We start from the raw sequence: 25,653 nt of genomic DNA on the forward strand, positions 1-25,653 counted from the left end.
CTGAGCTTATTTTGTTTGTTTTTATGCTTTAAAATCCTTTTTTTCTTTAGGAAGGGAAATAACTCATATATCGCGAAATAATGTAGCAATCTTCCCTTTTTATGAATAAAAGCAGAGAGAATATGGTAAAGTTAAAGAGTCTATAGGGAATAGAAGGTTTAATTGTTTATAAAATTGGGAAAGTAGTTATAACAAGAGATGAAAATAGGAGGTGCCTTGCACAGATGGTTATTATTCTTTATTTAAGCGCTGCTATTGTTGCCATTGCGATTTTTTACCTGGTGGTTTCCGTGTCCAAAACATTGAAATCCGTTCAGCACACATTAAATTCAGTGGCAGGTACTTTAGATGGTGTAGAAAAGCAAATGACAGGAATCACAGCTGAAACAACTGCACTTTTACATAAGACTAATCTGTTAGCTGAAGATATTCAGCGTAAATCTGAAGCGCTGAACACAGTGGTGGATTCCGTTAAAGGCGTAGGTGACTCAATCCAAGACTTAAATAAGTCTATTAAAAGCGTATCATCAAGCGTTTCAGAGAAAGTAGAAGAAAATAAAGAAACTGTTGCTCAAGTCGTTCAGTGGAGCAATGTTGCATTAGACGTATGGGAACGTATAAAATTAAGAAAACAGAAAAAAGTTGATGCAGAGCCTGTACCTGTTGAAGTAAAAGAAAAAGCGGTTCAACGCTCACGCTCATTTTCATAAGGATGAACTTTAAAGGAGGAGACGCATATGTCAAACAAACCGAATAAACCAAACAACACTTCAAATAAAGGCTTTTTAGTAGGAACAGTGATTGGAGGAGTTGTAGGAGCTGCAACGGCATTACTACTTGCTCCAAAATCAGGTAAAGAGTTCCGTTCCGATTTGAATGAGCAGGCAGCTTACGTTCGTTTAAAAACGGAGCAAGCGAAAAACAGCGCTGTTGAAAAAGGACAAGGGTTTGCTCAAACGGCAAAAGAAAAAACGGCTGGTTTATCACAAACACTGTCTGAGCAATCTTCACAAGTAGTGGACAAAGTGAAAAACTTCCGTAAAGTAGATCCTGAACACGAAGCATTACCTCCAACTAGCTTAGAAGTGCTTGCTGATGAAGTGGAGTCTCAAAGCAACGAAGACGTTCAGCAGAAGCTAACAGAAGCTCAAAAAGCATTAGATGAAGTGGAAAGCACAGTGCCACGACCATAATAAAGAATCAAAAGCGTTTACCCTATAGGGTGAACGCTTTTTTGTATGTAACTTAGGCTGGGTAAAAGCAAGTAAATGCTAGTTTTATCATAGGAACTTTAATTTAAGCAAAAAGGCTGGTGTAAAAAAATGGAACATATTTTTATAATGATATAGTCAGTAAATGAAAAGGAGAGATTATGTTTAATATAAAAAAGTCTTAGTATGACGTTTGCCTATACGGAAGAAGAGGTTGGTTCACAATCTTTGCCTTTATCAAGTTCTTTTCTTTCTATGCAGAAAAAAACTCCACTTTATAAATAAATTTATTAGCATCATACATAAAGCTGAGCACTCTTTTTGTATGGAAACGGTCAAACCATGTAAACTTAAGAGTAAGTACAGAAAGGGTGAAAAAAATGAAAAAAATTTCAACAGTTGAAGAGTTCGAACAAATTGTAAAGGAAAACAATCGCTTTTTATTTTTAAAGCACAGCACAACGTGTCCAATTAGTGCAGCTGGTCATGAGGCATTTTCAGCGTTTGCTTCTAGTCATGAAGACATTCCTTCTTATTATCTTCATGTGCAAGATTCACGAGATGTATCTAACTATATCTCTGAGACGTATGAAGTGAAGCATGAATCACCTCAAGCGCTTCTGTTTGAAGATGGAAAAGTGAAGTGGCATGCTTCTCACTGGAACATTAACGAAGACGAATTAGCGAAAAAAGTAGCTCATTAATTGAAAGAGGCTGTGACAAAAGCAGTTTAGGTGAAGGAAGATCCGAACGATTAATCGTTCGGTTTTTTTTTATATGCTGATTGCGGTTTCATCCGCTTTTTCGTACAATAGATGTAGTTTAGCACATAAAAGCAGAGAAGCCTCTTACATATATCCTCCATCATCTATCATCTTATGTAGTAACCCTGCTAAACAGATTTTTTAAAATCAGTGAAAGGGTGGACGTACATGACGAATTCAGATCTTCAGCATTTGCGATCTCAAATTGACGAAGTAAATATGAAACTGTTAAAGCTTATTAATGAGCGAGGAGAGCTTGTTCAAGAAATAGGAAAGTTAAAAGGAATGCAGTCAACCAAACGCTTTGACCCTGTTCGTGAACGAGCAATGCTTGACTCCATTTTGAGCAAAAACGAAGGACCGTTTCAAACGTCGACGCTTCAACATATTTTCAAAGAGATTTTCAAAGCTCATTTAGAGCTTCAAGAAGATGATCATCGTAAAGCACTTCTTGTATCCCGTAAAAAGAAGCCGGAAAATACAATCGTTACGGTAAAAGGAGAAACAATTGGTGACGGACTTCAGCGTTTTGTAGCAGGACCTTGTTCCGTTGAAAGCTATGAGCAAGTAGCAGCCGTAGCAAAAGCCGTGAAGCAGCAGGGCGTGCGGATGCTTAGAGGGGGAGCCTATAAGCCAAGAACATCTCCTTATGATTTTCAAGGCCTTGGCTTAGAAGGACTGCACATTTTAAAAAGAGTAGCTGACGAATATGATTTAGCCGTTATTAGTGAAATTGTCGACCCCGCTGATATTGAAACAGCTGTGGAATACGTAGATGTGATTCAAATTGGTGCTCGTAATATGCAAAATTTTGAGCTGTTAAAAGAAGCGGGTGCGGTGAAAAAGCCTGTCTTATTAAAGCGAGGCTTAGCCGCTACGATTGATGAGTTTATTAATGCTGCTGAATACATTGTGTCACAAGGAAATGATCAGCTGATTTTGTGTGAACGAGGAATTCGTACGTATGAGCGAGCAACGCGAAATACGCTGGATATTTCAGCCGTTCCCATTTTAAAACAAGAAACTCATTTACCTGTTTTAGTTGACGTGACGCATTCAACAGGAAGACGAGATTTACTTGTTCCAACGGCTAAAGCGGCTCTTGCCATTGGTGCGGATGGAATTATGGCAGAAGTTCATCCAGATCCTGCGGTAGCACTTTCTGACTCAGCTCAGCAAATGGATATTCCGCAATTTACAGAATTTATGAAGCAGCTAAAGCCTATATGTAACTTAAATTTATAAAAAAACGTAAAAATGAAAAATTCGTATACTTTTATGACAAGTTTGAGGCACTTAATGGTTTCAAGCTTGTTTGCCTTTCGTTATAATAAAGATAAGCGAAATTATCACGTATTTTGAAAACAGTCGATAACTTTTGTCAAAATAGGAAAGAATAAGTGCAAATCCAAAAAACAAGAATTTATGAAATTCTCGTGAAACTTGTCGGAAAAAGTCGGTAAATACGTTGCGATGAAGCACATAGTATCGTATAGTAGTTACAGATATTCGCTATCATTCTGTGATTGCATATGATATAAATTCGCGATTCACTTTTTTTATTTACTTACTATACACCGTCTTTTACATTGTTACATATAAACTGGTAAAATTGTCTTTGCACACGTAATAATAAGGGCATAACAGGAATGATTTAGATGCATACAGGGTATCTAAGCTGTATGTAAGAGTGAAGGAGCTAGAAATAGCCATTCTATAAAGGAAGATGGATTTATATACGTAAATACAAGAAATGAAATAAGGATAAAATAAACGAAATGTTTTTCGATAAGGAGTGTTTGTTGTGAACGTAACAATTTATGATGTAGCAAGGGAAGCAAGCGTGTCGATGGCAACGGTTTCTCGTGTGGTAAACGGAAATCCAAATGTAAAACCATCAACTAGAAAAAAAGTATTAGAAACAATTGAAAGACTAGGCTATCGTCCGAACGCAGTAGCGCGTGGATTAGCAAGTAAAAAAACAACAACAGTAGGAGTTATCATTCCTGATATTTCAAATATTTTCTATGCAGAGTTAGCGCGTGGAATCGAAGATATTGCAACAATGTACAAGTATAATATCATCTTAAGTAACTCCGATCAAAATCAAGATAAAGAACTTCACCTTTTAAATAACATGCTTGGTAAACAAGTAGACGGAATCATCTTCATGAGTGGGAATGTAACGGAAGAACACGTAGAAGAGTTAAAAAAATCACCGGTTCCAGTTGTACTTGCGGCATCAATCGAATCAACTAACCAAATCCCATCCGTCACTATTGATTATGAACAAGCAGCTTTTGATGCAGTGCAATCACTAATTGACAGCGGTCATAAAAATATTGCATTCGTTTCAGGTACGCTAGAAGAACCAATCAATCATGCAAAAAAAGTAAAAGGGTATAAACGTGCTCTTACTGAAAGCGGATTGCCTGTACGTGATTCTTATATTGTAGAAGGAGACTACACGTACGATTCTGGTATTGAAGCGGTTGAAAAACTATTAGAAGAAGCTGAAAAGCCAACTGCTATTTTCGTTGGAACAGATGAAATGGCATTAGGCGTTATTCACGGGGCACAAGATCGCGGGTTGAATGTACCAAACGATCTAGAAGTTATCGGTTTTGATAACACAAGACTTTCAACAATGGTTCGTCCTCAGTTAACATCTGTCGTACAGCCAATGTATGATATTGGTGCAGTAGCGATGCGTCTCTTAACGAAATACATGAACAAAGAAACGGTAGACAGCAGCATCGTACAGCTTCCTCACCGCATCGAGTTCAGACAATCAACAAAATAATACCTGTGAATGAATAAGAACGAATCCAAAGTTCAGACACGGGGAGATAGAATATGAAAAAAATTGATATGCTCACCCCTATAGGGATACTAATTGGTATCTCTATGGTTGTGTTTGGGGTTATTTCAAGTGGAGGAATGAGCGGTTTTTTAGCTTTTATTGATGTGCCATCGATTTTAATTGTACTGGGAGGCGTTTTTGGTACGCTGTGCGTGAGCTTTCCGTTAAAGCAATTAAAAAATATGGGAAGAGTAGGGAAACAAGCATTTCAATCGAAAGAAATAAACGTAGAAGAAATTGTAGGAACATTTGTACATTTATCGGAAAAAGCACGTCGAGAAGGACTTCTATCGTTAGAGGCAGAGCTTGAACAAATCGATGATTCATTTGTGAAAAAAGGTATTTTGCTAGCCATTGATGGAGTAGAACCGGAAATGATTCGAGAGCTGCTTGAAGCAGAAATAGCTGCAGTAGAAGAAAGACATACGAGAGGTCGAAGTATGTTTGAAAAAGCAGGAGATTATGCCCCTGCTTGGGGAATGATTGGGACGCTCGTTGGACTAGTGCTAATGCTAAAAAGCCTTAATACCCCTTCATCGCTTGGCCCTAACATGGCAATTGCTCTTTTAACGACTTTCTACGGGGCGCTGCTTTCAAACTTGTTTTTTCAGCCAATTGCAGCTAAATTAGCTGGTAAAACGGAGCATGAGCTTTTTGTTAAAGAAGTAATTATCGAAGGTGTTATTGGTTTGCAGGCGGGGCAAAATTCTCGCTTTGTGCAAGCAAAGTTAAAAGTATTTGCCCCTGTTGAAAAACGAAAGCTTGAAGAAAAGAGAGAGCACGTTCGTGAAGCGTAGAAGAAAAAGGTATTCGGCGCAGTCGCCAAAATGGATGGTAACATTTGCTGATCTGGTGACGTTAATATTAGTTTTTTTTATTTTATTATTTTCAATGTCTAGCGTTGATAATCAAAAGTTTCAAACCGTTGTCAATTCGCTTACAAGCGGTGGCTCATTAGCTTCTGTGGAAAAGAGCCAGCAGTCTCAAAAGCTGGATAACATTTTAGCGAAAGTGCAGGGCTACCTGAAGGAAAATAAGCTTCAGCATGTCATTACTGCTAAGCGAGATGAACGCGGAGTGGTGCTTATTTTACAAGAACAGGTGCTGTTTGAAACAGGACAAGCAGACATTTTGAAAAAAGGTACTCCTTTTCTAGATGAATTAGGAAGGTTATTCAGTACTATTCCAAATGATATTAAAGTAGAAGGTCATACCGACAATCGACCCATTCATACCTATCGTTATCCATCTAATTGGGAACTATCGGCAGCGCGTGCTAGCGGTGTCATACGTTATTTAACGAACCATTTTTCTCTTTCTGCTAACCGCTTTGAAGCACTTGGATACGGAGATACAAAGCCGCTTGTTCCGAACACGTCTAATGACAATCTGCAAAAAAATAGACGCGTCGAAATTATTATTTCAGATCCCGAAGCACAGTGAAAAAGGCCATACGCTTGTATAGCCTTTTTTTAAGAATGAGATGTATGAGAACGAATAGGATAAAGAGCGCGCTCAAGAGTTTGAGCGTTTTTTTCTGTTATTTCTGGTTTTCTTGGAATTGGCTGATAGATATTAGGTTCATCATCCCACAGCGTGCAAACGGGATGAGGCGATACTTTTGTCCATTTTTCAAGCCATGACAGAGGAAGCATGCCTTCTGCCTTTCGTTCAATCATTTCAAGCCAAATGAATGACCAAGCCCGAGGAACAACCCGCCAAATATCATAACCTCCTCCGCCAACCGCAATCCATCTTCCCTGACAGTATTCATGAGCAATTTCATGAGCAATTTTAGGAATTTCACGGTATATTTTCGTGGTGCCGCATAAATGAGTGAGCGGATCGTAATAATGAGAATCTGCTCCATTTTGTGTTAAGATAACATCTGGTTTAAAAAAAGCAGCTACTTCTTTTAAAGAGGTTTTATAAACGTCGAGCCAAGACTCATCTTCGGTATAAGCATCAACAGGCACATTAAATGAATAACCATAGCCTTCACTATGCCCGCGTTCGTTAACGTTTCCCGTGCCTGGAAACAAGTAGCGTCCCGTTTCATGAATGGAAAGAGTACAAACGGAAGGGTCGTCATAAAATGTCCATTGAACACCGTCACCGTGGTGAGCATCTGTATCGACATAGAGAACGCGCGCGTTGTACTTTTGCTGCATATATTTGATGGCTACCGCGCTATCGTTATAAATACAGAAGCCTGAAGCTTTCCCTCGAAAGCCGTGGTGCAATCCTCCTCCTAAATTCAGAGCATGCTTAGCTTTTCCAGTCATCACATAATCTACAGCAGTAAGTGTACCCCCAACTAAAAATGCACTGGCTTCATGCATGTTGGGAAACATAGGTGTGTCTTCTGTTCCAAGACCAAAATCTGCTGCTTTTTCAACAGAAAGCTCCCCGCTTCCTGCTAATTTTACCGCTTGAATATAGCTAGTATCATGGACAAGCTGAAGTTCTTCATCAGATGCCATCCGCGGTAATACAATATCTTGATTGGTTAAAGCGCCAAATTCCCGTAACAGTTCATATGTTAGTTGAACACGAAGCTGGTTAAACGGATGATTATTGCTGAATTTGTACGAAAGAATATCATCTGAATAAATAAATACAGCATTACTAGTCATTACGTCATCTCCGGTAATTTAGGCCATAGCACCTCATAGCCGTTTTCTTTTAATGTATTTATACTAATCAATGGATTGATAGCTTGAATGCGAAGTACAAGGATTTTATATCGTTCATCTACATCAGGGTAGACAAGTACGCTTAAGATGTTTGTTCTCTTTGAACCAAAGAGGGATGTAACTTCAGCGAGCACGCCAGCCTTATTTTCTACTTTTATTTCAATTTGTGAACCTGGTTTATTGGTGCCGGTAAGCTGAATAAACGTATGTAATAGATCTCTTTCGGTAACAACGCCTACTAACCGCTTGTTTTTTGTGACGGGAATACAACCGATTTGATGTTCATAAAAAATACTTGCAATTTCTTCAACAAAATCAAGAGGGTGAGCTGTAATGACTTCTGTTTGCATAATTATCCGCACGGGTTCGGATAGAAGAACAGATGTATAAGTATTATCTAAAATAGATGGACTTGCATCTCTTACGTCTCGGTCAGAAATGATGCCAACTACATGATGAAGATCATTAACGATAGGAATATGTCTAATCTTATGTGTATCTAAAAGTTTTATAGCTTCAGCAATCGTATGGTCGGGGGTTAAGGTAACGAGATCGGTTTTCATCATTTCTTCAACAATCATCAGACACGGCTCCTTTTCTTAAAGATCAGCTTAATACATAAAGCGATTTCGAAAGCGCAGGCTATCAAATTCTTGCATGCTTTCTTGAGAGACTCTGCTCCCGATTCTTACCATCAAACAATTAGCAGGGTGGGAGCTAATTTCCGGATCATCTGTAGCAAACCACGTCAGTCCGCCTTTATTCATCATTTTCTCCATAATTTTGCGATAATCCCACACATTTAGCCCTGTTCCTTTTAAATCCCAATGCCAGTAGTATTCTGTCGTAATGACAATATAATCTTCCATTGCATCATCCATCATAGATACGATAAGCAGGTTTTTACCAACAGCGTAGCTGCGAAATGGAGCAGCTACCTCTATAGCTCCTAATTCGATTAAATTCTCCATATTTCCTTCCGACCATCGTTCTAGAGGATCGGGATATAAGAAGGTTACGTAACCAATGATTGTATGATGATAGCGAGCAATAATGATTCTACCTTCAGGCAAGTTGGCAATCTCGATCAATGCTTCTTTTTGCTGTTCAGGTGGACGAAAGGCCGTTAGTTGCTCATGAAAATCAAGTTGTTGCAAGGTCTGTGAGGAGACAGGTCCTTCAATAACAATTGTTCCAACAGCTGTTTTTAGTTCTTTCATATTGTACGTTTGGGAATGTTTCACATGAATCACCACCTTCAAGCAGTCTTATCTGTATTATAATACAAAAAAAACGCTGGATTAAAGCGTTTTCAAAAAATTAAATAAAAGAAAAGGAGTTTTTTTAAAAACATAGAATAGAAAATTATAAAGAGATTCTTGTTAATTCGACACTTATATAACAAAGGTTGTCATATAACAAGGGAGACTATTATCCTAATTCCGACAAATAATTTTTATAAAATTGTGAAAAGTCTATTTTTGTTATATAATAGGTTTGTAAATTTTATACATAAGGGGGAGTTTGTGATGAAGGTGGAAGCGCTTCCTGTAATTGAAGGGGTATACAACTTACAGGACTACGATAAAACGTATCAAACCTTTGACTGGTCACAAGTGGAGAAGGAATTTTCATGGCATGAAACAGGTAAATTAAATGCAGCTTATGAAGCAATTGATAAGCACGCAAACTCTACGCGTAAAAATAAAGTTGCGCTTTATTATCGAGATGCGCAGCGCAATGAAAAATATACATTCAAAGAAATGAAAGAATGGTCAAACAAAGCCGCAAACGTGCTAAAACAAGCAGACGTAGAGAAGGGAGATCGCGTGTTTATCTTTATGCCTCGCTCTCCGGAACTTTATTTTGCATTGTTAGGCGCGGTAAAGCTTGGCGCTATTGTTGGGCCTTTGTTTGAAGCGTTCATGGAAGGTGCAGTAAAAGATCGTTTGCAAGACAGTGATGCAAAAGTGTTAATTACAACGCCTGAATTGCTGAGCCGCGTTCCTGTGAAAGATTTGCCAGCTTTAAAACACATTTTCCTTGTAGGGGAAAATGTAGAAGAAGAAGGCATTCAACTAGATTTTCTGAAGCGACTAGAAGCGGCGAATAAAGAGGTGGAGATTGAGTGGGTAGATAGAACAGATGGCATGCTGCTTCATTATACATCAGGTTCAACTGGAAAACCAAAAGGGGTGCTTCACGTTCATAATGCAATGCTTCAGCATTATCAAACTGCTAAGTGGGTGCTCGACTTAAAAGATGACGATGTGTATTGGTGTACAGCAGATCCGGGTTGGGTAACGGGAACTTCCTACGGAATTTTTGGTCCTTGGCTTGCTGGAGCAACAAATGTGATTATAGGGGGACGCTTTAGTCCAGATGCATGGTATCAAGCACTTGAAGATTTTGGCGTAACGGTGTGGTACAGTGCACCTACAGCATTTCGTATGCTAATGGGTGCTGGCGATGACTTAGTTAAACGCTATGATTTAAGCAACCTCAGACATGTATTAAGCGTGGGAGAACCATTAAATCCTGAAGTGGTACGCTGGGGAATGAAGGTTTTCCAAAAACGTATTCATGACACGTGGTGGATGACTGAAACTGGCGGTCAGACGATTTGTAATTATCCGTCTATGAAAATTAAACCAGGATCTATGGGAAAACCTATTCCGGGTGTACAAGCAGCAATCGTTGACGATCAAGGACAAGAGCTTCCACCTTATCGAATGGGGAACTTAGCAATTAAAAAAGGCTGGCCATCTATGATGCATGCAATTTGGAACAACAAAGAAAAGTATGAGTCATATTTTATGCCAGGTGATTGGTACGTATCAGGTGATTCGGCGTATATGGATGAAGACGGTTATTTTTGGTTCCAAGGCCGAATCGATGACGTTATTATGACGGCAGGAGAACGTGTGGGTCCATTTGAAGTAGAAAGTAAGCTTGTTGAACACCCAGCTGTAGCAGAAGCGGGTGTCATTGGTAAGCCTGATCCTGTGCGCGGGGAAATTATTAAAGCATTTATCGCACTTAGAGATGGGTATGAATCTTCAGATGAACTGATTGAAGATATTCGTCAATTTGTGAAAAAAGGGTTAGCTGCTCATGCAGCTCCGCGTGAAATCGAGTTTAAAGATAAGCTGCCTAAAACACGAAGTGGTAAAATTATGCGCCGCGTTTTAAAAGCATGGGAATTAGATTTGCCAACGGGCGATTTGTCAACGATGGAAGACTAAGGAGTAAACGTTTCAATCTTTGTAGGGAAAATAAATGATTTTTATAAAGTTCAAACAGCCAGCTGTTTGAACTTTTTTTTGGACTTGAATTTTAAAATGAAATCATTCATAATTGTGGGGTGTAAACTTTTAAATAAAATAAACTGCAGTGATAGGAAGAAGTAATACTTGTCTCCCTGTTTAAGAGAGCTGATGGTTGCTGAAAATCAGTACATAGACAAATATGAAATACGTCCTTGAGCATCTTTTGTGAACTTACAGTAGCAAAAGACGGGTAGACCGTTACATCATTTAAGTGGGAAATAATTTATTTCCAAATAGGGTGGTACCGCGATATTTTCGTCCCTTCTTTTTTAAGAAGGGGCGTTTTTTATGTTGTTCAACAAATTGTAACGAGCAATTAGATAAAGGAGAGAATATAACATGGATATTTTACAAGATCTTGAGTTTCGAGGGCTCATTAACCAACAAACGGATGAAAAAGGTTTAAGTGAACTTTTGAGTAAAGAGTCTGTTCGTTTGTACTGCGGATTTGATCCGACAGCCGACAGTCTTCACATCGGCCACATGCTTCCTGTTTTAATTTTGCGTCGCTTTCAACAAGCTGGACACCAACCGATTGCATTAGTTGGTGGAGGTACGGGTCTTATTGGAGATCCAAGCGGTAAAAAAGCAGAGCGTACGTTAAATGAAAAAGAAACGGTTGCCATGTTTAGTGAGCGTATAAAAGGTCAGCTTTCACGTTTCTTAGATTTTGAAGAAGGTGAAAATGCAGCAGTTATTGCGAATAACTATGACTGGATTGGCACGTTGGATGTTATTACATTCCTACGAGATATCGGTAAAAACTTTGGTATTAACTATATGATGGCAAAGGATTCTGTTCAATCTCGTATCGAATCAGGCATCTCATTTACGGAATTCAGCTACATGATTTTACAATCATATGATTTCTTAAACTTATACCAAACGTATAACTGTAAGCTTCAAATTGGCGGCAGCGACCAATGGGGAAATATTACAGCTGGCTTAGAATTAATTCGTAAATCAGAAGAAGATGCAAAAGCATTTGGATTAACAGTTCCTCTGGTAACAAAAGCAGACGGTACGAAGTTCGGTAAAACAGAAGGCGGAGCAATTTGGTTAGACGCTGAAAAAACAAGTCCGTATGAATTCTACCAGTTCTGGATTAATACAGATGATCGTGATGTTATAAAATATTTAAAATACTTTACATTCTTATCACACGAAGAAATTAATGAATTAGCAGCGTCTGCAAAAGAAGCTCCTGAAAAACGCGAAGCACAAAAAGCACTAGCGGCAGCGATGACTACACTTGTACACGGTGAAGAAGCTCTTGAGCAAGCCATTCGTATTTCGCAAGCTTTATTTAGCGGAAGTATTTCAGAGTTAACAGCAGAAGAAATTAAGCAAGGATTCAAGGATGTTCCTTCTTACACGCATACAGGTGAAGATATTGGTTTAATCGATTTACTTGTAGAAAGTAAAATCTCTCCTTCTAAACGTCAAGCACGTGAAGATATTTCAAACGGTGCGATTTACTTAAACGGTGAGCGTGAGCAAGATTTGCAAAAAACAGTAGGTGCAGAAGACCGTATTGAAGGTCAATTCACAGTAATTCGTCGAGGCAAGAAAAAATATACGCTTATTCAATACGCATAAAAAAAGGCCGAAAGGCCTTTTTTTTATATAAAGACAGTAAAAAAGCCGCCCCATAAGGAACGGCTTTTTACTATTAACGAGAGTAGAACTCTACGATTAGTGCTTCGTTGATTTCAGCAGATAATTCAGAACGCTCAGGTAAGCGAGTGAATGTACCTTCTAATTTCTCAGCGTCTACTGTTAAGTAGTCTGGTACGAAGTTGTTAACTTCAAGCGCTTCTTTCACGATTGAAAGGTTGCGAGATTTTTCGCGAACACCGATCACTTGACCAGGTTGTACACGGTAAGATGGGATGTCAACGCGTTTACCGTCAACTAAAACGTGACCGTGGTTAACTAATTGACGAGCTTGACGACGAGTGCGTGCAAGACCCATACGGTATACTAAGTTATCAAGACGAGCTTCTAAAAGAATCATGAAGTTCTCACCGTGCTTACCAGTTAATTTACCAGCAGCAACGAATAAGTTACGGAATTGACGCTCAGTTACACCATACATGTGGCGTAATTTTTGCTTTTCTTGTAATTGTAAACCGTACTCAGAAATTTTCTTACGTTGACCTGGGCCGTGTGGACCTGGAGCGTAAGGGCGTTTTTCTAATTCTTTACCTGTACCACTTAGAGAAAGACCTAAGCGACGAGAGATTTTCCAACTTGGACCTGTATAACGAGCCATGATGACTCCTCCTTGTTTGTGTTTTTATTTTATGCAAAACAAAAACAGACACATTCTAGCGATATGCTCATTTTGTTTTCATGTACCATCGCTCTAGCAGCAGAGAGTTACACGATACACCATCTTGTTAAAAGAATTGCTACTTCTGTAAAACAACCTTTTAATGAGGAACAAAATGAAAAAACATAAAGAAGATTGTATAAGCTGCAATATTTCACACAACGAGTATTATAGGTGTTTCCTCGTATAAAGTCAAGGGAGATTGAAGATTAAAAGAATGTAAAAGAAAGGATATATTCATCTGAAGTATGAAAGGAGAAGAAAGAACGTAAGAAAACGGTGGTGATGGGCTAATCAAACGTTTGTTTAATAAGCAAAAACCGCTGATTCGCAGCGGTTTTTTTGCTTATTCATATTCAAAGAAAAGAAGTAAGTTCTTTGACGAATTCTTCAAGATACTGTTGATCGATTTCATCAAAGCGATTTTTGATTGGACTGTCGATATCAAGAACACCTAAAAGCTGACCGTCTTTTACAATTGGTACAACGATTTCAGATTGAGAAGCAGCGTCACATGCAATGTGGCCAGGGAAGGCGTGAACATCTTCGATTCGCTCTGTTTTTTGATTTTGAGCTGCTGTACCGCATACGCCTTTTCCAAGTGGAATACGAACGCAAGCCGGCAGTCCCTGGAAAGGTCCAAGCACTAACTCTCCGTCTTCCATTAAATAAAAACCTACCCAGTTTACTTCATTTAAAAATTGATTTAGCAAAGCGGAAGCATTTGCTAGATTAGCAATCGTATTGCTTTCTCCTTCTAATAAGGCGCGTAATTGCTTAATTACTAATTCATAATCTTTTTGTTTTGAGCCGCTGTAGTTTTCGACATTAAACAATGTATTCTCCTCCATTCAACATAAGATTTAATGAATTTTTATCAGGAAACGTCAGTTTTAACGCTACTTTGTCGATAAAAGATTACAGGAACTAAAAAGCCTATCACGAATTATGTAGAGAGGCTACTAAAATCCTTTTTAAATACTGTAACGATTTCTACACAATTTTGCAATCATATATGTTTTGTAAAAATAAATCGAAATGAGGTGTAGATAGATGGCTGTACAGTCAAAAACGAAAGAGAAAATTATTGATGCGGCTGTTTCTCTTTTTAACGTAAAAGGTTTTGATGGTACGTCGGTACGCGAGATTGCAGGAAAAGCGAAAGTGAACGTAGCGAATATTTCATATTATTTTCATAGCAAAGAAGGATTACTTGAAAGTTTAGTGATTTCTTATTTTGAAGGTTATATTGGGGTGCTGGAGCAAGCGTTCCAAGAAATGAAAAAGCTGTCTTCAACAGAAAGTATGATCGTGATGATTCGAGCTATCTTACATTATCAGCACGAAAATAGGCATATTGCCCGGCTCGTATATAGAGAAATCTCTCTTGACACGATTTTAATTCGAGAAGTTATGACTACGTATTTAACCAAGGAAAAATACTACTTAAAAACAATCCTTGAAAGAGGGATGAAAGAAAAGGAGTTTCGAAAGCTGCACGTTTCCTTTACAATTATTGAACTTAAGGGCATGCTCTCTATGCCTTATCTTCATCCTCAGTATCTAAGTGAAGTTCTTCATATATTGCCTCACGAACCGTATTTTGTTCAGCAATATGCGATTGAGCTTGAGCAATGGGTGCACACAACGGTATGTTTGCCATATGAGCGGACAAACAAACTGCGCGTTCAATTATCCTAAATGGAGCTCTCCATAGCCTTGGCCTAAATCCTTCGCACAGTGGGCGTCTGACCCATATACGAGAGGGATTTTTTTCTGTTGGGCTGCTTTTACGACAAAGGGAGCTGGATACGCTTCCTTGCACAAAGGTTTAAACAATCCTGCACCATTATAATCTAACGCCAGATCTTTCATTTTTATTTCATCGAGTATTGATAAAATAATAGGGGAAAGTGTGTCTTCATATGGAAAGCGACTTTGAAATTTATGTACGAGTGTCATATGACCAATGCGCTTAGGCTTATAAACGCCTAAACTGGCCTGTACAGAGCGTAATACCGTGTTGTAATACTTATCATATACTTTGCTTACGCTGCCAAACTTCTGTACAATATGTGCAAATACGTCAGCGCTAAAATCTAGGCAGTCATATCCTTCTTCGTGCTTTAAGAAGTGAACAGAAAGGATGCTGTCATCGAGATAAGGACCATATTCGTTTAAGAAATCGGTTGTTTCGTGTTCAAATCCTTCAATAAAGTCAACTTCCAATCCGATATTAATACGAATATCGCGCTCAAACTCTTTTTTTACTTGCTGTACGTTTTGAATGTAGCGATCAAGTTTGTCAGGAGCCATTCCGCTGTCTCGATCAGGCGTCGGATCAATGAAGCTTTTTGGTAATGGAGCATGCTCTGTAAACGAAATCTCGCCAAAGTTCAGGGAAATCGCCTGTTCAACATATTGTTGCAATGAATCAGGCGAACCGTGTGGGCAAAATGGAGTATGAATATGTTTGTCAACTTTCATAAAAAATGCCTCCTTTTTTCTTCTTTTTCCATTGTAACGACACAAAGTGACTCCATGCCAATATTTTGTATAAAAAAATTTAATTTTTTGCTCAAAAGTTGGACTTTACATGGTATCATAAAAACATTGACGCAAAAAAATTTAAAGGATTAAATTCACCCTTTTTATAAATAAGAAACTTGTCATGTAGAACGCACTGTAAGGGGGCTTAGTATGGAATTCATTATAGCACTAATCATACTCATTATCGGATTAGTTGTGTACGGAATGTTTTCACGTAAAAAGATTTATCAAGAAATTGATCGCCTGGAAACGATCAAAGTCGAATTAGCAAATACGCCAGTTGCAGAGGAAATTTCAAAAGTAAAAGAATTGAACATGACAGGTCAAACTGAAGAGCTATTTGAACGTTGGCGTGAGCAGTGGGATGAAATTATATCAACTAATCTCCCGAAAATTGATAAAGAACTGTTTGAAACGGAAGAAGCAGCAGATAAATACCGATTTAAAAAAGCGAAGCAGTTATCTATACATATTGATCAAGCCTTAGAACAAACCAAGATAGATATTGAAAACATACTTACTGAACTTCAAAATTTAATTGGTAGCGAACAAGATAATCGATATGATATTGAGGAATTAAATCAGCTTCACCGCCATGTGAAAAAAAAATTGCTCGCACATCGGTATTCCTATGGAAATGCTGAAAAAACGTTAGAATACGCAATTAATACATCTAAAGAGCAGTTTAAAAAATACGAGGAAGAGACGATTAACGGAAACTATCTTCAAGCACGTGAGATTGTTCTTCAATTAAAAACTGATTTAACAGCTATTGATTCGTATTTAGAACAAATTCCAAAAGTGTTAGTTGAGTGTCAGACCACTCTTCCTGTTCAGTTCAATGAACTGCTTGACGGGTTCCGCGAAATGAGTGAGCAGGGATATGTGTTAGATCATCTGCAAGTAGAAGAAACGGTAGAGCTTTTAAAACAAGAAACTGCTGAAATTATTGCAGATATTGAAGAATTATATGTGGAAGAAGCGATTACAAAACTAGATGATGTTAATGAACGCTTAGAGCAGTTATATGACTCACTTGAGCATGAGGTTTTCTCCTATCATAAAATGAACCGTGAATCTCATACGGTATCTAACTTCCTTCGTATGCTTCAAGAACGAAACCGTGAACTTCGTGAAGAAACGCTATTTGTACAGCAAAGCTATCATTTTAAAGAGCGCGATTTAGACGTATATTATAAAATGGACCGCGAACTAAAACGATTAACTAACTTGTACTATAATATTTCGGACAAGGTAGCGGAGCATAATTTAGCCTACAGTGTGATCCAAGAAGAACTCGAAGACGTTTCCAAACAGCTTAACCAATTAAAAGAATCTCAGGAATCCTATAGCGATATGCTACAAGCTCTTCGCAAAGATGAGCTCTCAGCTAAGGACAAAATAGAAGAACTGAAATCTCAGTTGATTGAAGCACGACGCCTTATTCAAAAAAGCAACCTTCCCGGTGTTCCTGAAGAATATAAAGTTCAGCTTGAAAAAACGGTTCATATCTTAAATGAAGTAACCGCTAAGCTGAAAGAAAAACCGCTTAATATTCAAGCTGTTCAATCTTTACTTGAAGATGCTGTTGGTTTTGTTCAGGATACATTTGATGAAACAGAGGCAATGTTAGAAGAAGCGCGACTCGTTGAAAGAGTGATTCAATACGGTAACCGTTATAGAAGTACTCATCACTCGATTGCACAGTCTTTAGAAGAAGCAGAAGAAGCATTTCGTCATTATGAATATAAAGAAGCATTAAAACAGGCATCTGCAGCTATTGAGCAAGTGGACCCTGGTGCGCTTGATCGTATACAGCGTATTGTATCTTCACAGAGTTAAAAAGCTCGTGTCCAAAGGACACGAGCTTTTTTTTGACGCTTTTCTTTTCTATCTGTTTGATGATAACCTTCTGAAACACTAATAATATAGCCTACGAACGTGCCAGCAACTGTTGGGAAGGACCAGTCAACACCTTGGTTATAAAGTGGTAAATAGTTTTTGAAAAGATGGTCTATACTTGTTATGATTACTAAGGCAAAGCCTAATTTAAAAAAGTACCAAGGTGTGGTATGATAATACGTTGTTCCGAAAAAATGAAGAAGGGGGCGCGCATCCTTGATTTATTTAGATAATAGCGCTACAACAAAACCCTATAATGAAGTCATACAATCTTTTACGAAAGTAGCTACAACTTATTATGGCAATCCATCGTCCCTCCATCAATTTGGCGTGCAAGCGGAGAATTTGTTGAGCCGTTCACGTGAGCAAGTAGCAGAATTGCTGCACGTATCGTCAAATGAAATTATCTTTACATCAGGAGGAACAGAAGGGAATAATTTGGCTATTAAAGGCGTAGCGATGCAATATAAAAGCCGAGGTCAGCATATCATTACGACAAATATTGAACATGATTCCGTTCATGAACCATTTAAGCAGTTAGAAGCACTAGGATTTAACGTTACGTATGTTCCAGTAGATTCAAGTGGATTTGTTTCACCTGAGGCTATTGAGTCAGCTATTACGGATGAAACCATCTTAGTATCGGTTATGCATGTAAATAATGAAATTGGCACCATTCAGCCAATTGAAAAAATTGGACAAATGCTGATGAACTATTCGAAGGTGCTTTTTCATGTCGATCATGTGCAAGGGGTTGGAAAAGTTCCGCTTTCTTTAGCGGATCACAAAATTGATTTATGCACATTATCAGGACACAAAATTCATGGCTTAAAAGGGACGGGAATTTTATATAAGCGAAATGGAGTTCAGCTTCATCCCTTACTTAGCGGAGGCTCTCAGGAAATGCAGCATCGATCAGGCACGGAAAATGTGCCAGGAATTGTGGCATTTGCTAAAGCACTTCGTTTAACACTTGAACATGCAGCTCAGAATCAGCAAAAAATGCAGAAAATAAAAGCAGAACTGATAGACAAACTTTCTGCTCACGAAAGAATCACGATTAATACGCCGAATGAGCATTCGGCACCCCATATTATAAATTTTACAGCACAAGGTATTAAAGGTGAGGTTTTTGTTCACGCTCTTGAGGAAAAAGGAGTGTTTGTATCCACTACATCTGCTTGCTCATCAAAGCGAAAAAAGCCAAGTAAAACGCTTTTAGCCATCGGTAAAAATTATGAAGAAGCAGATCAGTCCATTCGTTTGAGCTTGTCCGGCTTAAATGATTATAATGAAGTAACGCCCATTGTAAATGCTATTTTCACAGTAATTGAAGATCTAAAGAAAGTAATGAGGTAAATGATCATGATATATAACCATATTTTAATTCGGTACGGAGAAATCTCAACTAAAGGACAAAACAGAAAGAAATTTGTTGCACAGTTAAGAAAAAACATTGTAACGGCTCTTAGTGCATTCAAAAACATTCACGTAAAATACACGAGAGACCGCATGTATATTCACTTAAACGGTGAAAATCACGAGCCTATTATTGAACGTCTTCAGCAAATCTTCGGTATTCAAAGCTTTAGTTTAGCATTAAAAGTTGAAAATGAGCTTGAAGCGATTCAAGAAGCAGCTTTAGAAGCAATGAAAGAATTTGATATAGCAGGAAAAACATTTAAAGTATCTACTCGGAGAGCGTACAAACAATTTCCTCTTGATACAAACGAATTGAATTATGCAGTAGGAAGTCATGTTCTTCGAAATACAGAGCATCTACAAGTAAACGTAAAAGAACCGAGCGTAAATGTACGAGTAGAAGTGAGAAGTGAAGCAACGTATATTACATGTTTTGATTATCGCGGAGCAGGAGGTCTTCCAGTTGGTACGAGTGGAAAAGCAATGCTGATGCTTTCTGGAGGGATCGACAGTCCGGTTGCAGGATACTTAGCAATGAAGCGAGGCTTGGAAATAGAAGCGGTTCATTTTTATAGCCCGCCTTTTACGAGTGAACGTTCTAAGCAAAAAGTAATTGATTTAACGCAAAAATTAACGGCTTATCACGAAAAAGTAAAGCTTCACATTGTACCGTTTACAGCTGTACAGCAAGCGATTCAAAAACAAATTCCAGAGAATTATACAATGACCTCTACACGCCGTATGATGCTTCGAATTACGGACCTTATTCGTGAAAAAAATGAATCGTTAGCTATCGTAACTGGCGACAGCTTAGGACAAGTAGCTAGTCAAACGGTTGAGAGCATGTATGCGATTAATGAAGTGACGAATACGCCAATTTTGCGTCCGCTTGTGACAATGGATAAAACGGAGATTGTAGAAATTGCCCGTAAAATTGATACACATGAAATTTCGAATCGTCCGTATGAAGACTGCTGTACAATTTTTACGCCAAGCTCACCAAAAACTAAGCCAAAGCGTGAAAAAATAAATCGATACGAACAATTTTATGATTTTGAAACATTAATTCAAGAAGCGGTAAATAATGTAGAAACGCTTGAGATGACAGCTTCTTCGGCTGCAAATACCGCAGACAATGTAGAAGATTTGTTTTAAAAGAAAAATTTCATAAAATTACCAAAAAAATAATGTATGATGCCATGTGTTTTGACACAATCTATATTCAACAAGGAGGTGAAAACACATGGCAAACACAAACAAATTAGTAGCTCCTGGTTCAGCAGCTGCTATCGACCAAATGAAATACGAAATCGCTTCTGAATTCGGTGTAAACCTTGGACCAGAAGCAACAGCTCGCGCTAACGGATCTGTTGGTGGAGAAATCACTAAACGCTTAGTTCAAATGGCTGAGCAACAACTTGGTGGTAAATAAGTCATATTAATTAAATAATGATGGCTAAAAAGAGTGGGGGAAACCCCACTCTTTTGTCTTGTTTGTTTTGTCACGTATAATAGAGACAAGATCAAGCTTTATAAAGTAAAGGAGATGTTGGCGATGGGGACTTTATTTTACGGCGGCAAAATATATACGATGCTAAAAAAAGATGAGTATGTAGAAAGCGTATATGTTGAGAAAGGATTCATTGAAGATATAGGTGCAGAAGAAGATTTAAGAATCAAATGGGATGCTGTGATTGACAAAGAAGTACCCCTCAAAGGATATCCAATGTATCCGGGCTTTGTAGATAGCCATCTTCACTTAATTGGTCACGGTGAAAAGCTCCTTAGGCTTGATTTGTCTCAAGCTACTTCCAAGGAAGACGTGCTGATGCGCGTTCGGCAAAAAGTAGAGAGTACACCAAAAGGACAATGGGTAATTGGAGAAGGGTGGGATGAAAATCAGTGGGAAGATTCCTCTTTGATTCAGTATCAAGATCTTGATCAGCTTTCAACTGAACATCCTATTATGTTGAAGCGAGTCTGTCGTCACGGATTAGTAGTAAACGGGACTGCTCTTAAAATAGCGAGGATTACAGCTGAAACACGTGATCCGGAAGGAGGGATTATCCAGAGGGATGAAGCTGGAAATCCTACCGGTTTTTTGGCCGATCAAGCGCAAGAATTAGTAACGGCTCATATTCCTCAAGTATCAGAAGCCTACATTCGACAAGCGCTCTCAGTAGCGATTAAAGATTGTGTTCAGCACGGATTAACGGGTGGACATACGGAAGATTTAAATTATTATGGAGGCTTTTTGCGTACATATCAAGCATTTCAAGACGTTATTCATAAAGAAAAGCAGCTGTTTCGTGCTCATTTACTTGTTCATCATGAAGTTGTAGATGATATGTATACATACTGTGAAGAAAAGAAAGACACATCCGATTTTATTGAAATAGGACCAATGAAGATTTTTGCTGATGGTTCGCTCGGCAGTCAATCTGCGCTTTTAAGCTTTCCTTATAAAAGCGACCCTTCTACAAGAGGTGTAGCTATTCAATCACTAGATGAATTAAAGCAGCTAGTGAGGAAAGCGAGAGAATTGGGCATGACCGTTGCAATTCATGCGATTGGGGATTTAGCGTTTCAATATGTAGTGGAAAGCATCGAACAATATCCTCCTCAAACAGGGCAAAGAGATCGTATCATCCATGCGCAAATTCTACGAAAAGATTTAGTTGATCGTGTAAAAAAGCTCCCTGTTGTGCTGGATATTCAGCCTCGGTTTTTAGCCAGTGATTTTCCATGGGTCATTGAAAAAATTGGAGAAGAGCATTTGGACTATTGCTATGCGTGGAAAACGTTATTGGACGAGGGCGTTATGTGTGCAGGAGGATCAGATGCGCCTATTGAACCTATCAATCCAATGTTAACGATTCATGCAGCGGTTTCCAGGAAAACTTCTCCGAACAGCTCGGTCGTTTACATACCGTCTGAGCGACTGACTGTATTTGAAGCTGTTCAGCTGTTTACGTTAGGAAGCGCGCAGGCCATTCATCAAGAGCATAAAAAAGGATATGTTCAAAAGGGCTATGTAGCTGATTTTACCGTATTAGAAAGAGATCTGTTTGAGATACCTGCAGATGATATTCCAGGGGTACAGGTGCAGATGACTGCTATTAATGGAGAAATTGTATATCAAAAATAAAAAGCGCCCTTGGGCGCTTTTTATTATAGAAATGTACGCTTAACTCGTTGCCAGAAAGAGTTATCTTTCAGCTTAACCGTTTTAATTTGACGGTCGCTTAAACGAATTTGAATTTGATCAACTTGACGTGCATTTAATGCTTCATTATCAATTCCAATAATTGGATTATGGTTGTTGTCATTGGATAATTTTAAAGTGAGCGTATGCTCAGCGCTTAGGATGAATGAAGACCCTAACGTACGATAGTTATTGTTATTTAATGATGCCAATTCGCTGACTTGCATGCAAGGGATTAATGGATCAACTACGGCTCCACTTACTGATTTGTTATAAGCCGTACTGCCTGTTGGTGTTGAAATAATCATCCCATCCCCACGGAATGTTTCAAAGTGATTTTCGTTAATAAAAACGTCTAGACTGAATGTTTTTATAACACCTGATCGAATGGAACATTCATTTAAGCAATAAAAAGAAGTTCCTTGATCAATTTGAGTTTGTAAAACGGGAAAGCGACGTACTTCTATATTTTCTGTCGTAATAGCTTCAATCATTTTATCCGTTTCATCAATATGAAAATCGCAGTAAAAGCTTAGTTGGTCTGAAGTTGTGACGCCAGCATATAAGCAGTCATCTCGAAAGCCAGATTGACGGACAGCCTGCAAGAAAGCTCCGTCACCGCCAATACTTACAATGATGTTAGCGCTGTCGAAATTGTCTACTACATGGAAGTCATATTGTTTTGCAAGTTCAATAAGTGGACTTACGAGCGCTTTTGTTTCCTTGTTTTTTGGATGAAAGAAATAAACGTTGCGACGATTTGGCATAGATAGTTCCCCCTTGTTTGTCTGATATGTAAAATATTAGCGATAAAGTAAACTTTTTAAAAAAAGTTTGTTACAATAATTATAGCATTATTGCTTTAAGAATTAAAAGAATAATCTTTTAATTCTGACACCTAAAAAGGAGGATTTTCATGAACAAAAAAAGGTGGATTGCTCTTTTAATTGCGGCCTGCTTATTCATTTTTTCTGCGATTGTTAATATTGGTTTTTCAGTCAAAGAAGAAAAAGATGACGGTCTGGCAGGCATATTTGGAGGAGACGACAGTGAACTATCAGAAACAGTTATCGAAAAAGGGGATGCAGCTAAGAAAATTGCAGTGCTAGAGGTCAATGGAACGATTCAAGATACAGGAAGCGGTTCCTCTCCGCTTATGTCCCAAAATGGTTATAACCACCAAGCGTTTTTGAAGCAGCTAGAAGCTGCAAAAAATGATAAGACAGTTAAAGGAGTCATTATTAAGGTGAATTCACCGGGCGGCGGCGTCGTTGAAAGTGCTGAAATACATAAAAAAATTGAAGAGCTGAAGAAAGACACGAAAAAGCCAGTGTATATTTCAATGGGATCAATGGCTGCTTCAGGAGGCTATTACATTTCAACAGCTGCTACTAAAATCTATGCAATCCCTGACACTTTAACAGGTTCATTAGGTGTAATTATGCAAAGCGTTAACTACGGCAAGCTGGCTGATAAACTGGGAGTAGAATCTGTTGTTATTAAAAGCGGGGCTCATAAAGATATTATGTCTCCAACAAGAGAAATGACTGGAGAAGAAAAAGAAATTATGCAAACCCTTGTAGACAACTCGTACGATGGTTTCGTTAATGTTATCTCTGAAGGACGTCACCTGTCTAAAGAAAAAGTGCGTTCTATTGCGGATGGCCGAGTGTACGATGGACGTCAGGCTAAAGAGCTGAAGCTGATCGATCAACTAGGCTATTTTGAAGATGCGGTAAAAGGAATGGAGAAAGATTACAAGTTAAAAGGTGCACAAGTAATTCAATACAATCAAGGATTCGGACTGCCTTCTTGGCTTTCGATGAGCATGCAAAAAGTGATTGGTGGAGATGAACAAGTCACCGCAATGTTAAAAACATTTGCGCAGCCAAGCTCTCCGCGCTTGATGTATTTATATGCAGAATAGAGGTGGGAACATGGAAAATCAGTCTCATTCAACCGAATCAAACGATAATATAAAACATGAGCCAGCGGTAAGTGCTCCAATAGGTAGTGAATTTCATTATGCAGGCTTTTGGATGCGCTTTTGGGCATATCTTTTGGATCTAGCTGTGGTAGCTAGCTTGAACTCCCTTCTGATCAAGCCCATTTTCCATTTAGCAGGTATTCCTCAAGGAGATGGATTTTTTTCTCCCTATACGATTGTAACGGTGATTATCTTTTATGGTTATTTTGTATTAATGACCAAGTATTTTGGACAAACGCTTGGAAAGATGGTGTTTGGGCTTAAAGTAGTATCGCTGAAAGACTCCACTTTAACTTGGCCTGTTGTGCTGTTTCGTGAAGGAGTTGGACGTTATATTTCTAAAACAGTTTTTTTACTTGGCTATTTATTAGTTGCTTTTTTACCTAAAAAGCAAGGAGCGCATGATTACTACGCAGATACAACCGTCATACATGAAGGTACAATAAGCAGATAATAAAAAGAAGCTGGGACAAAAGGGTTTTAGACGAAGTGAAAAACGCACCACTGATCAAGATTTTTGATTAGTGGTGCGTTTTTTTGTTATGGTAAATGCAGGTTTCATTTGTTCGTCTTGAGGTTGGATTCATTTGGTTATGTCTCAACCTCTTTTTATTGTTTCCATAAGGTTTAATATTCTGCGTTTTGGAGATAATGTGAAGCTAAGAAGGAGTGAAGGATGTGCTATGGCTTTTATGGATATTGCTAGCACTTTTAATTGTTATTGTACTTATTGTATGGACAAAAATCACGCTATTTGTAGATCTTCACCATGTCCGAGATAACGATTATTACAGAGTGAGACTCAGGGCTTGGTTTGGTCTTATTCGCTATACATATGAAATTCCGGTAGTGAAAGTAAAAAAAGATTCTCCTCGTTTGCTTGTTGAAAAGAAGAAAGGAATGGGTGATCAAGGAAAAGAAGACGAGAATTCATGGAGTGATTATTCTGTAGAAGACGGGTTAAGCATGTTAGAAAATGCGAAGCAATTCCTTGAACAGGTAGTCGGTTTTCATAAAATTTTTCGTCGTTTCTTACAGAAAGTGACGGTAAGTGATATTAGATGGCACAGCCGTTTCGGCTTAGGTGATGCTGCGTTAACAGGCGTACTTACCGGGGCTGTATGGTCTGCAAAGGGGGGCATAGTTGGTATAATCAGCCGTTATATGAAACTAAAAGATATGCCTGTAATGAGCGTTACTCCTGTATTTCAACATCTTTGGTCAGAAACGGTATTTGAGTGCATAATTTCTTTTCGAGTTGGTCAAGCTATGCTAGTAGGTTTACGGACCTTGAGATACTGGCGGCATACGTCCAAAAAGCGTCGCAAAAGATGGAAGTCGTCAAATAAGAACAAGACACACTCTGTAAAAACATAAGGAGGTTATCTT

General features: G+C 38.4%; 25 protein-coding genes and 1 other annotated feature. Of the genes, 18 read left to right on the forward strand and 7 right to left on the reverse strand.

Annotation, left to right across the window (positions count from 1 at the left end; genetic code table 11):
• Nucleotides 1-224: 224 nt before the first annotated feature.
• The 7 genes from ACOZIR_RS00435 to motS all read left to right on the forward strand — a co-directional run bounded on the left by ACOZIR_RS00435 (nucleotide 225) and on the right by motS (nucleotide 6,281).
• A complete protein-coding gene (locus tag ACOZIR_RS00435; protein ID WP_013059497.1) occupies nucleotides 225-710 on the forward strand; it encodes a DUF948 domain-containing protein in 486 nt (161 codons plus the stop codon).
• A gap of 27 nt (nucleotides 711-737) precedes the next feature.
• A complete protein-coding gene (locus ACOZIR_RS00440) occupies nucleotides 738-1,193 on the forward strand; it encodes a YtxH domain-containing protein (protein ID WP_013059496.1) in 456 nt (151 codons plus the stop codon).
• Nucleotides 1,194-1,591: 398 nt separating this feature from the next.
• Nucleotides 1,592-1,915, forward strand: a complete 324-nt coding sequence (gene ytxJ, locus ACOZIR_RS00445; protein ID WP_045291234.1) for a bacillithiol system redox-active protein YtxJ — start codon at nucleotides 1,592-1,594, stop codon at nucleotides 1,913-1,915.
• A gap of 228 nt (nucleotides 1,916-2,143) precedes the next feature.
• Nucleotides 2,144-3,220 carry a bifunctional 3-deoxy-7-phosphoheptulonate synthase/chorismate mutase gene (locus tag ACOZIR_RS00450; RefSeq protein WP_045291231.1) on the forward strand — a complete coding sequence of 359 codons (1,077 nt, stop codon included), beginning with the start codon at nucleotides 2,144-2,146 and terminating at the stop codon, nucleotides 3,218-3,220.
• A 559-nt stretch (nucleotides 3,221-3,779) separates the two neighbouring features.
• Entirely contained in the window at nucleotides 3,780-4,778 is a 999-nt protein-coding gene (gene ccpA / locus ACOZIR_RS00455; protein ID WP_025750682.1) for a catabolite control protein A, read from the forward strand.
• A gap of 53 nt (nucleotides 4,779-4,831) precedes the next feature.
• Nucleotides 4,832-5,635 carry a flagellar motor protein MotP gene (gene motP / locus ACOZIR_RS00460; RefSeq protein ID WP_033579602.1) on the forward strand — a complete coding sequence of 268 codons (804 nt, stop codon included), beginning with the start codon at nucleotides 4,832-4,834 and terminating at the stop codon, nucleotides 5,633-5,635.
• Nucleotides 5,601-6,281 carry a flagellar motor protein MotS gene (gene motS / locus ACOZIR_RS00465; RefSeq protein WP_074678001.1) on the forward strand — a complete coding sequence of 227 codons (681 nt, stop codon included), beginning with the start codon at nucleotides 5,601-5,603 and terminating at the stop codon, nucleotides 6,279-6,281. Before motP ends, motS begins: the two co-directional genes overlap by 35 nt.
• A gap of 29 nt (nucleotides 6,282-6,310) precedes the next feature.
• Here the strand turns inward: motS and ACOZIR_RS00470 are convergent, their stop codons facing one another.
• The 3 genes from ACOZIR_RS00470 to ACOZIR_RS00480 are packed head-to-tail and all read right to left on the reverse strand — an operon-like array spanning nucleotide 6,311 to nucleotide 8,778.
• Complete coding sequence (locus ACOZIR_RS00470; protein ID WP_045291229.1) at nucleotides 6,311-7,474, reverse strand: acetoin utilization protein AcuC; 1,164 nt, start codon at nucleotides 7,472-7,474, stop codon at nucleotides 6,311-6,313.
• Nucleotides 7,474-8,115, reverse strand: a complete 642-nt coding sequence (locus ACOZIR_RS00475) for an acetoin utilization AcuB family protein (protein ID WP_045291227.1) — start codon at nucleotides 8,113-8,115, stop codon at nucleotides 7,474-7,476. The genes ACOZIR_RS00470 and ACOZIR_RS00475 overlap by 1 nt, the downstream gene beginning before the upstream one ends.
• A gap of 30 nt (nucleotides 8,116-8,145) precedes the next feature.
• Nucleotides 8,146-8,778 carry a hypothetical protein gene (locus ACOZIR_RS00480; RefSeq protein ID WP_045291225.1) on the reverse strand — a complete coding sequence of 211 codons (633 nt, stop codon included), beginning with the start codon at nucleotides 8,776-8,778 and terminating at the stop codon, nucleotides 8,146-8,148.
• Nucleotides 8,779-9,063: 285 nt separating this feature from the next.
• On the opposite strand from ACOZIR_RS00480, the gene acsA reads away from it, so the two are divergent.
• On the forward strand, nucleotides 9,064-10,779 hold the full coding sequence (gene acsA, locus ACOZIR_RS00485) for an acetate--CoA ligase (protein WP_045291223.1): 1,716 nt from the start codon (nucleotides 9,064-9,066) through the stop codon (nucleotides 10,777-10,779).
• Nucleotides 10,780-10,918: 139 nt separating this feature from the next.
• Nucleotides 10,919-11,129, forward strand: a binding site (T-box leader).
• Nucleotides 11,130-11,202: 73 nt separating this feature from the next.
• Entirely contained in the window at nucleotides 11,203-12,462 is a 1,260-nt protein-coding gene (tyrS, locus tag ACOZIR_RS00490) for a tyrosine--tRNA ligase (RefSeq protein WP_045291221.1), read from the forward strand.
• 73 nt (nucleotides 12,463-12,535) lie between these two features.
• Here tyrS and rpsD read toward each other — a convergent pair whose 3' ends face one another.
• Both rpsD and ACOZIR_RS00500 read right to left on the reverse strand, forming a co-directional pair.
• On the reverse strand, nucleotides 12,536-13,138 hold the full coding sequence (gene rpsD / locus ACOZIR_RS00495; protein WP_013059485.1) for a 30S ribosomal protein S4: 603 nt from the start codon (nucleotides 13,136-13,138) through the stop codon (nucleotides 12,536-12,538).
• Between the two features lie 416 nt (nucleotides 13,139-13,554).
• Nucleotides 13,555-14,034 carry a GAF domain-containing protein gene (locus ACOZIR_RS00500; RefSeq protein WP_014458011.1) on the reverse strand — a complete coding sequence of 160 codons (480 nt, stop codon included), beginning with the start codon at nucleotides 14,032-14,034 and terminating at the stop codon, nucleotides 13,555-13,557.
• A gap of 217 nt (nucleotides 14,035-14,251) precedes the next feature.
• Here ACOZIR_RS00500 and refZ point away from each other — a divergent pair, with 217 nt between their 5' ends.
• A complete protein-coding gene (gene refZ, locus ACOZIR_RS00505; RefSeq protein WP_013059482.1) occupies nucleotides 14,252-14,899 on the forward strand; it encodes a forespore capture DNA-binding protein RefZ in 648 nt (215 codons plus the stop codon).
• Here refZ and hisJ read toward each other — a convergent pair.
• Nucleotides 14,891-15,685 carry a histidinol-phosphatase HisJ gene (gene hisJ / locus ACOZIR_RS00510; protein WP_045291220.1) on the reverse strand — a complete coding sequence of 265 codons (795 nt, stop codon included), beginning with the start codon at nucleotides 15,683-15,685 and terminating at the stop codon, nucleotides 14,891-14,893. The genes refZ and hisJ overlap by 9 nt on opposite strands.
• Nucleotides 15,686-15,898: 213 nt before the next feature.
• On the opposite strand from hisJ, the gene ezrA reads away from it, so the two are divergent.
• From ezrA to ACOZIR_RS00535, 5 genes are all read left to right on the forward strand, one after another.
• Entirely contained in the window at nucleotides 15,899-17,590 is a 1,692-nt protein-coding gene (ezrA, locus tag ACOZIR_RS00515) for a septation ring formation regulator EzrA (protein ID WP_013059480.1), read from the forward strand.
• Between the two features lie 276 nt (nucleotides 17,591-17,866).
• A complete protein-coding gene (locus ACOZIR_RS00520) occupies nucleotides 17,867-19,009 on the forward strand; it encodes a cysteine desulfurase family protein (RefSeq protein WP_045291219.1) in 1,143 nt (380 codons plus the stop codon).
• A 6-nt stretch (nucleotides 19,010-19,015) separates the two neighbouring features.
• A complete protein-coding gene (gene thiI, locus ACOZIR_RS00525; RefSeq protein WP_045291217.1) occupies nucleotides 19,016-20,227 on the forward strand; it encodes a tRNA uracil 4-sulfurtransferase ThiI in 1,212 nt (403 codons plus the stop codon).
• A gap of 88 nt (nucleotides 20,228-20,315) precedes the next feature.
• On the forward strand, nucleotides 20,316-20,504 hold the full coding sequence (locus ACOZIR_RS00530) for an alpha/beta-type small acid-soluble spore protein (RefSeq protein WP_013059477.1): 189 nt from the start codon (nucleotides 20,316-20,318) through the stop codon (nucleotides 20,502-20,504).
• Between the two features lie 123 nt (nucleotides 20,505-20,627).
• Nucleotides 20,628-22,220, forward strand: a complete 1,593-nt coding sequence (locus tag ACOZIR_RS00535; protein WP_421535488.1) for an amidohydrolase — start codon at nucleotides 20,628-20,630, stop codon at nucleotides 22,218-22,220.
• 23 nt (nucleotides 22,221-22,243) lie between these two features.
• On the opposite strand, the gene ACOZIR_RS00540 is transcribed toward ACOZIR_RS00535, so the two are convergent.
• Nucleotides 22,244-23,044: an NAD kinase gene (locus ACOZIR_RS00540; RefSeq protein WP_045291213.1), complete on the reverse strand. Its 801-nt coding sequence runs from the start codon at nucleotides 23,042-23,044 to the stop codon at nucleotides 22,244-22,246.
• 149 nt (nucleotides 23,045-23,193) lie between these two features.
• Here ACOZIR_RS00540 and sppA point away from each other — a divergent pair, with 149 nt between their 5' ends.
• The 3 genes from sppA to ACOZIR_RS00555 all read left to right on the forward strand — a co-directional run bounded on the left by sppA (nucleotide 23,194) and on the right by ACOZIR_RS00555 (nucleotide 25,641).
• Nucleotides 23,194-24,204: a signal peptide peptidase SppA gene (gene sppA, locus ACOZIR_RS00545; protein ID WP_310878331.1), complete on the forward strand. Its 1,011-nt coding sequence runs from the start codon at nucleotides 23,194-23,196 to the stop codon at nucleotides 24,202-24,204.
• Between the two features lie 10 nt (nucleotides 24,205-24,214).
• Nucleotides 24,215-24,718 (forward strand): RDD family protein, encoded by a 504-nt coding sequence (locus ACOZIR_RS00550; protein WP_071270314.1) that lies wholly within the window; start codon nucleotides 24,215-24,217, stop codon nucleotides 24,716-24,718.
• A gap of 224 nt (nucleotides 24,719-24,942) precedes the next feature.
• On the forward strand, nucleotides 24,943-25,641 hold the full coding sequence (locus ACOZIR_RS00555; RefSeq protein ID WP_071270317.1) for a DUF2953 domain-containing protein: 699 nt from the start codon (nucleotides 24,943-24,945) through the stop codon (nucleotides 25,639-25,641).
• Nucleotides 25,642-25,653: the final 12 nt, after the last annotated feature.

It is taken from the genome of Priestia sp. D3YE.R1 (assembly GCF_049199565.1).
GTDB classification, from domain to species: domain Bacteria; phylum Bacillota; class Bacilli; order Bacillales; family Bacillaceae_H; genus Priestia; species Priestia aryabhattai.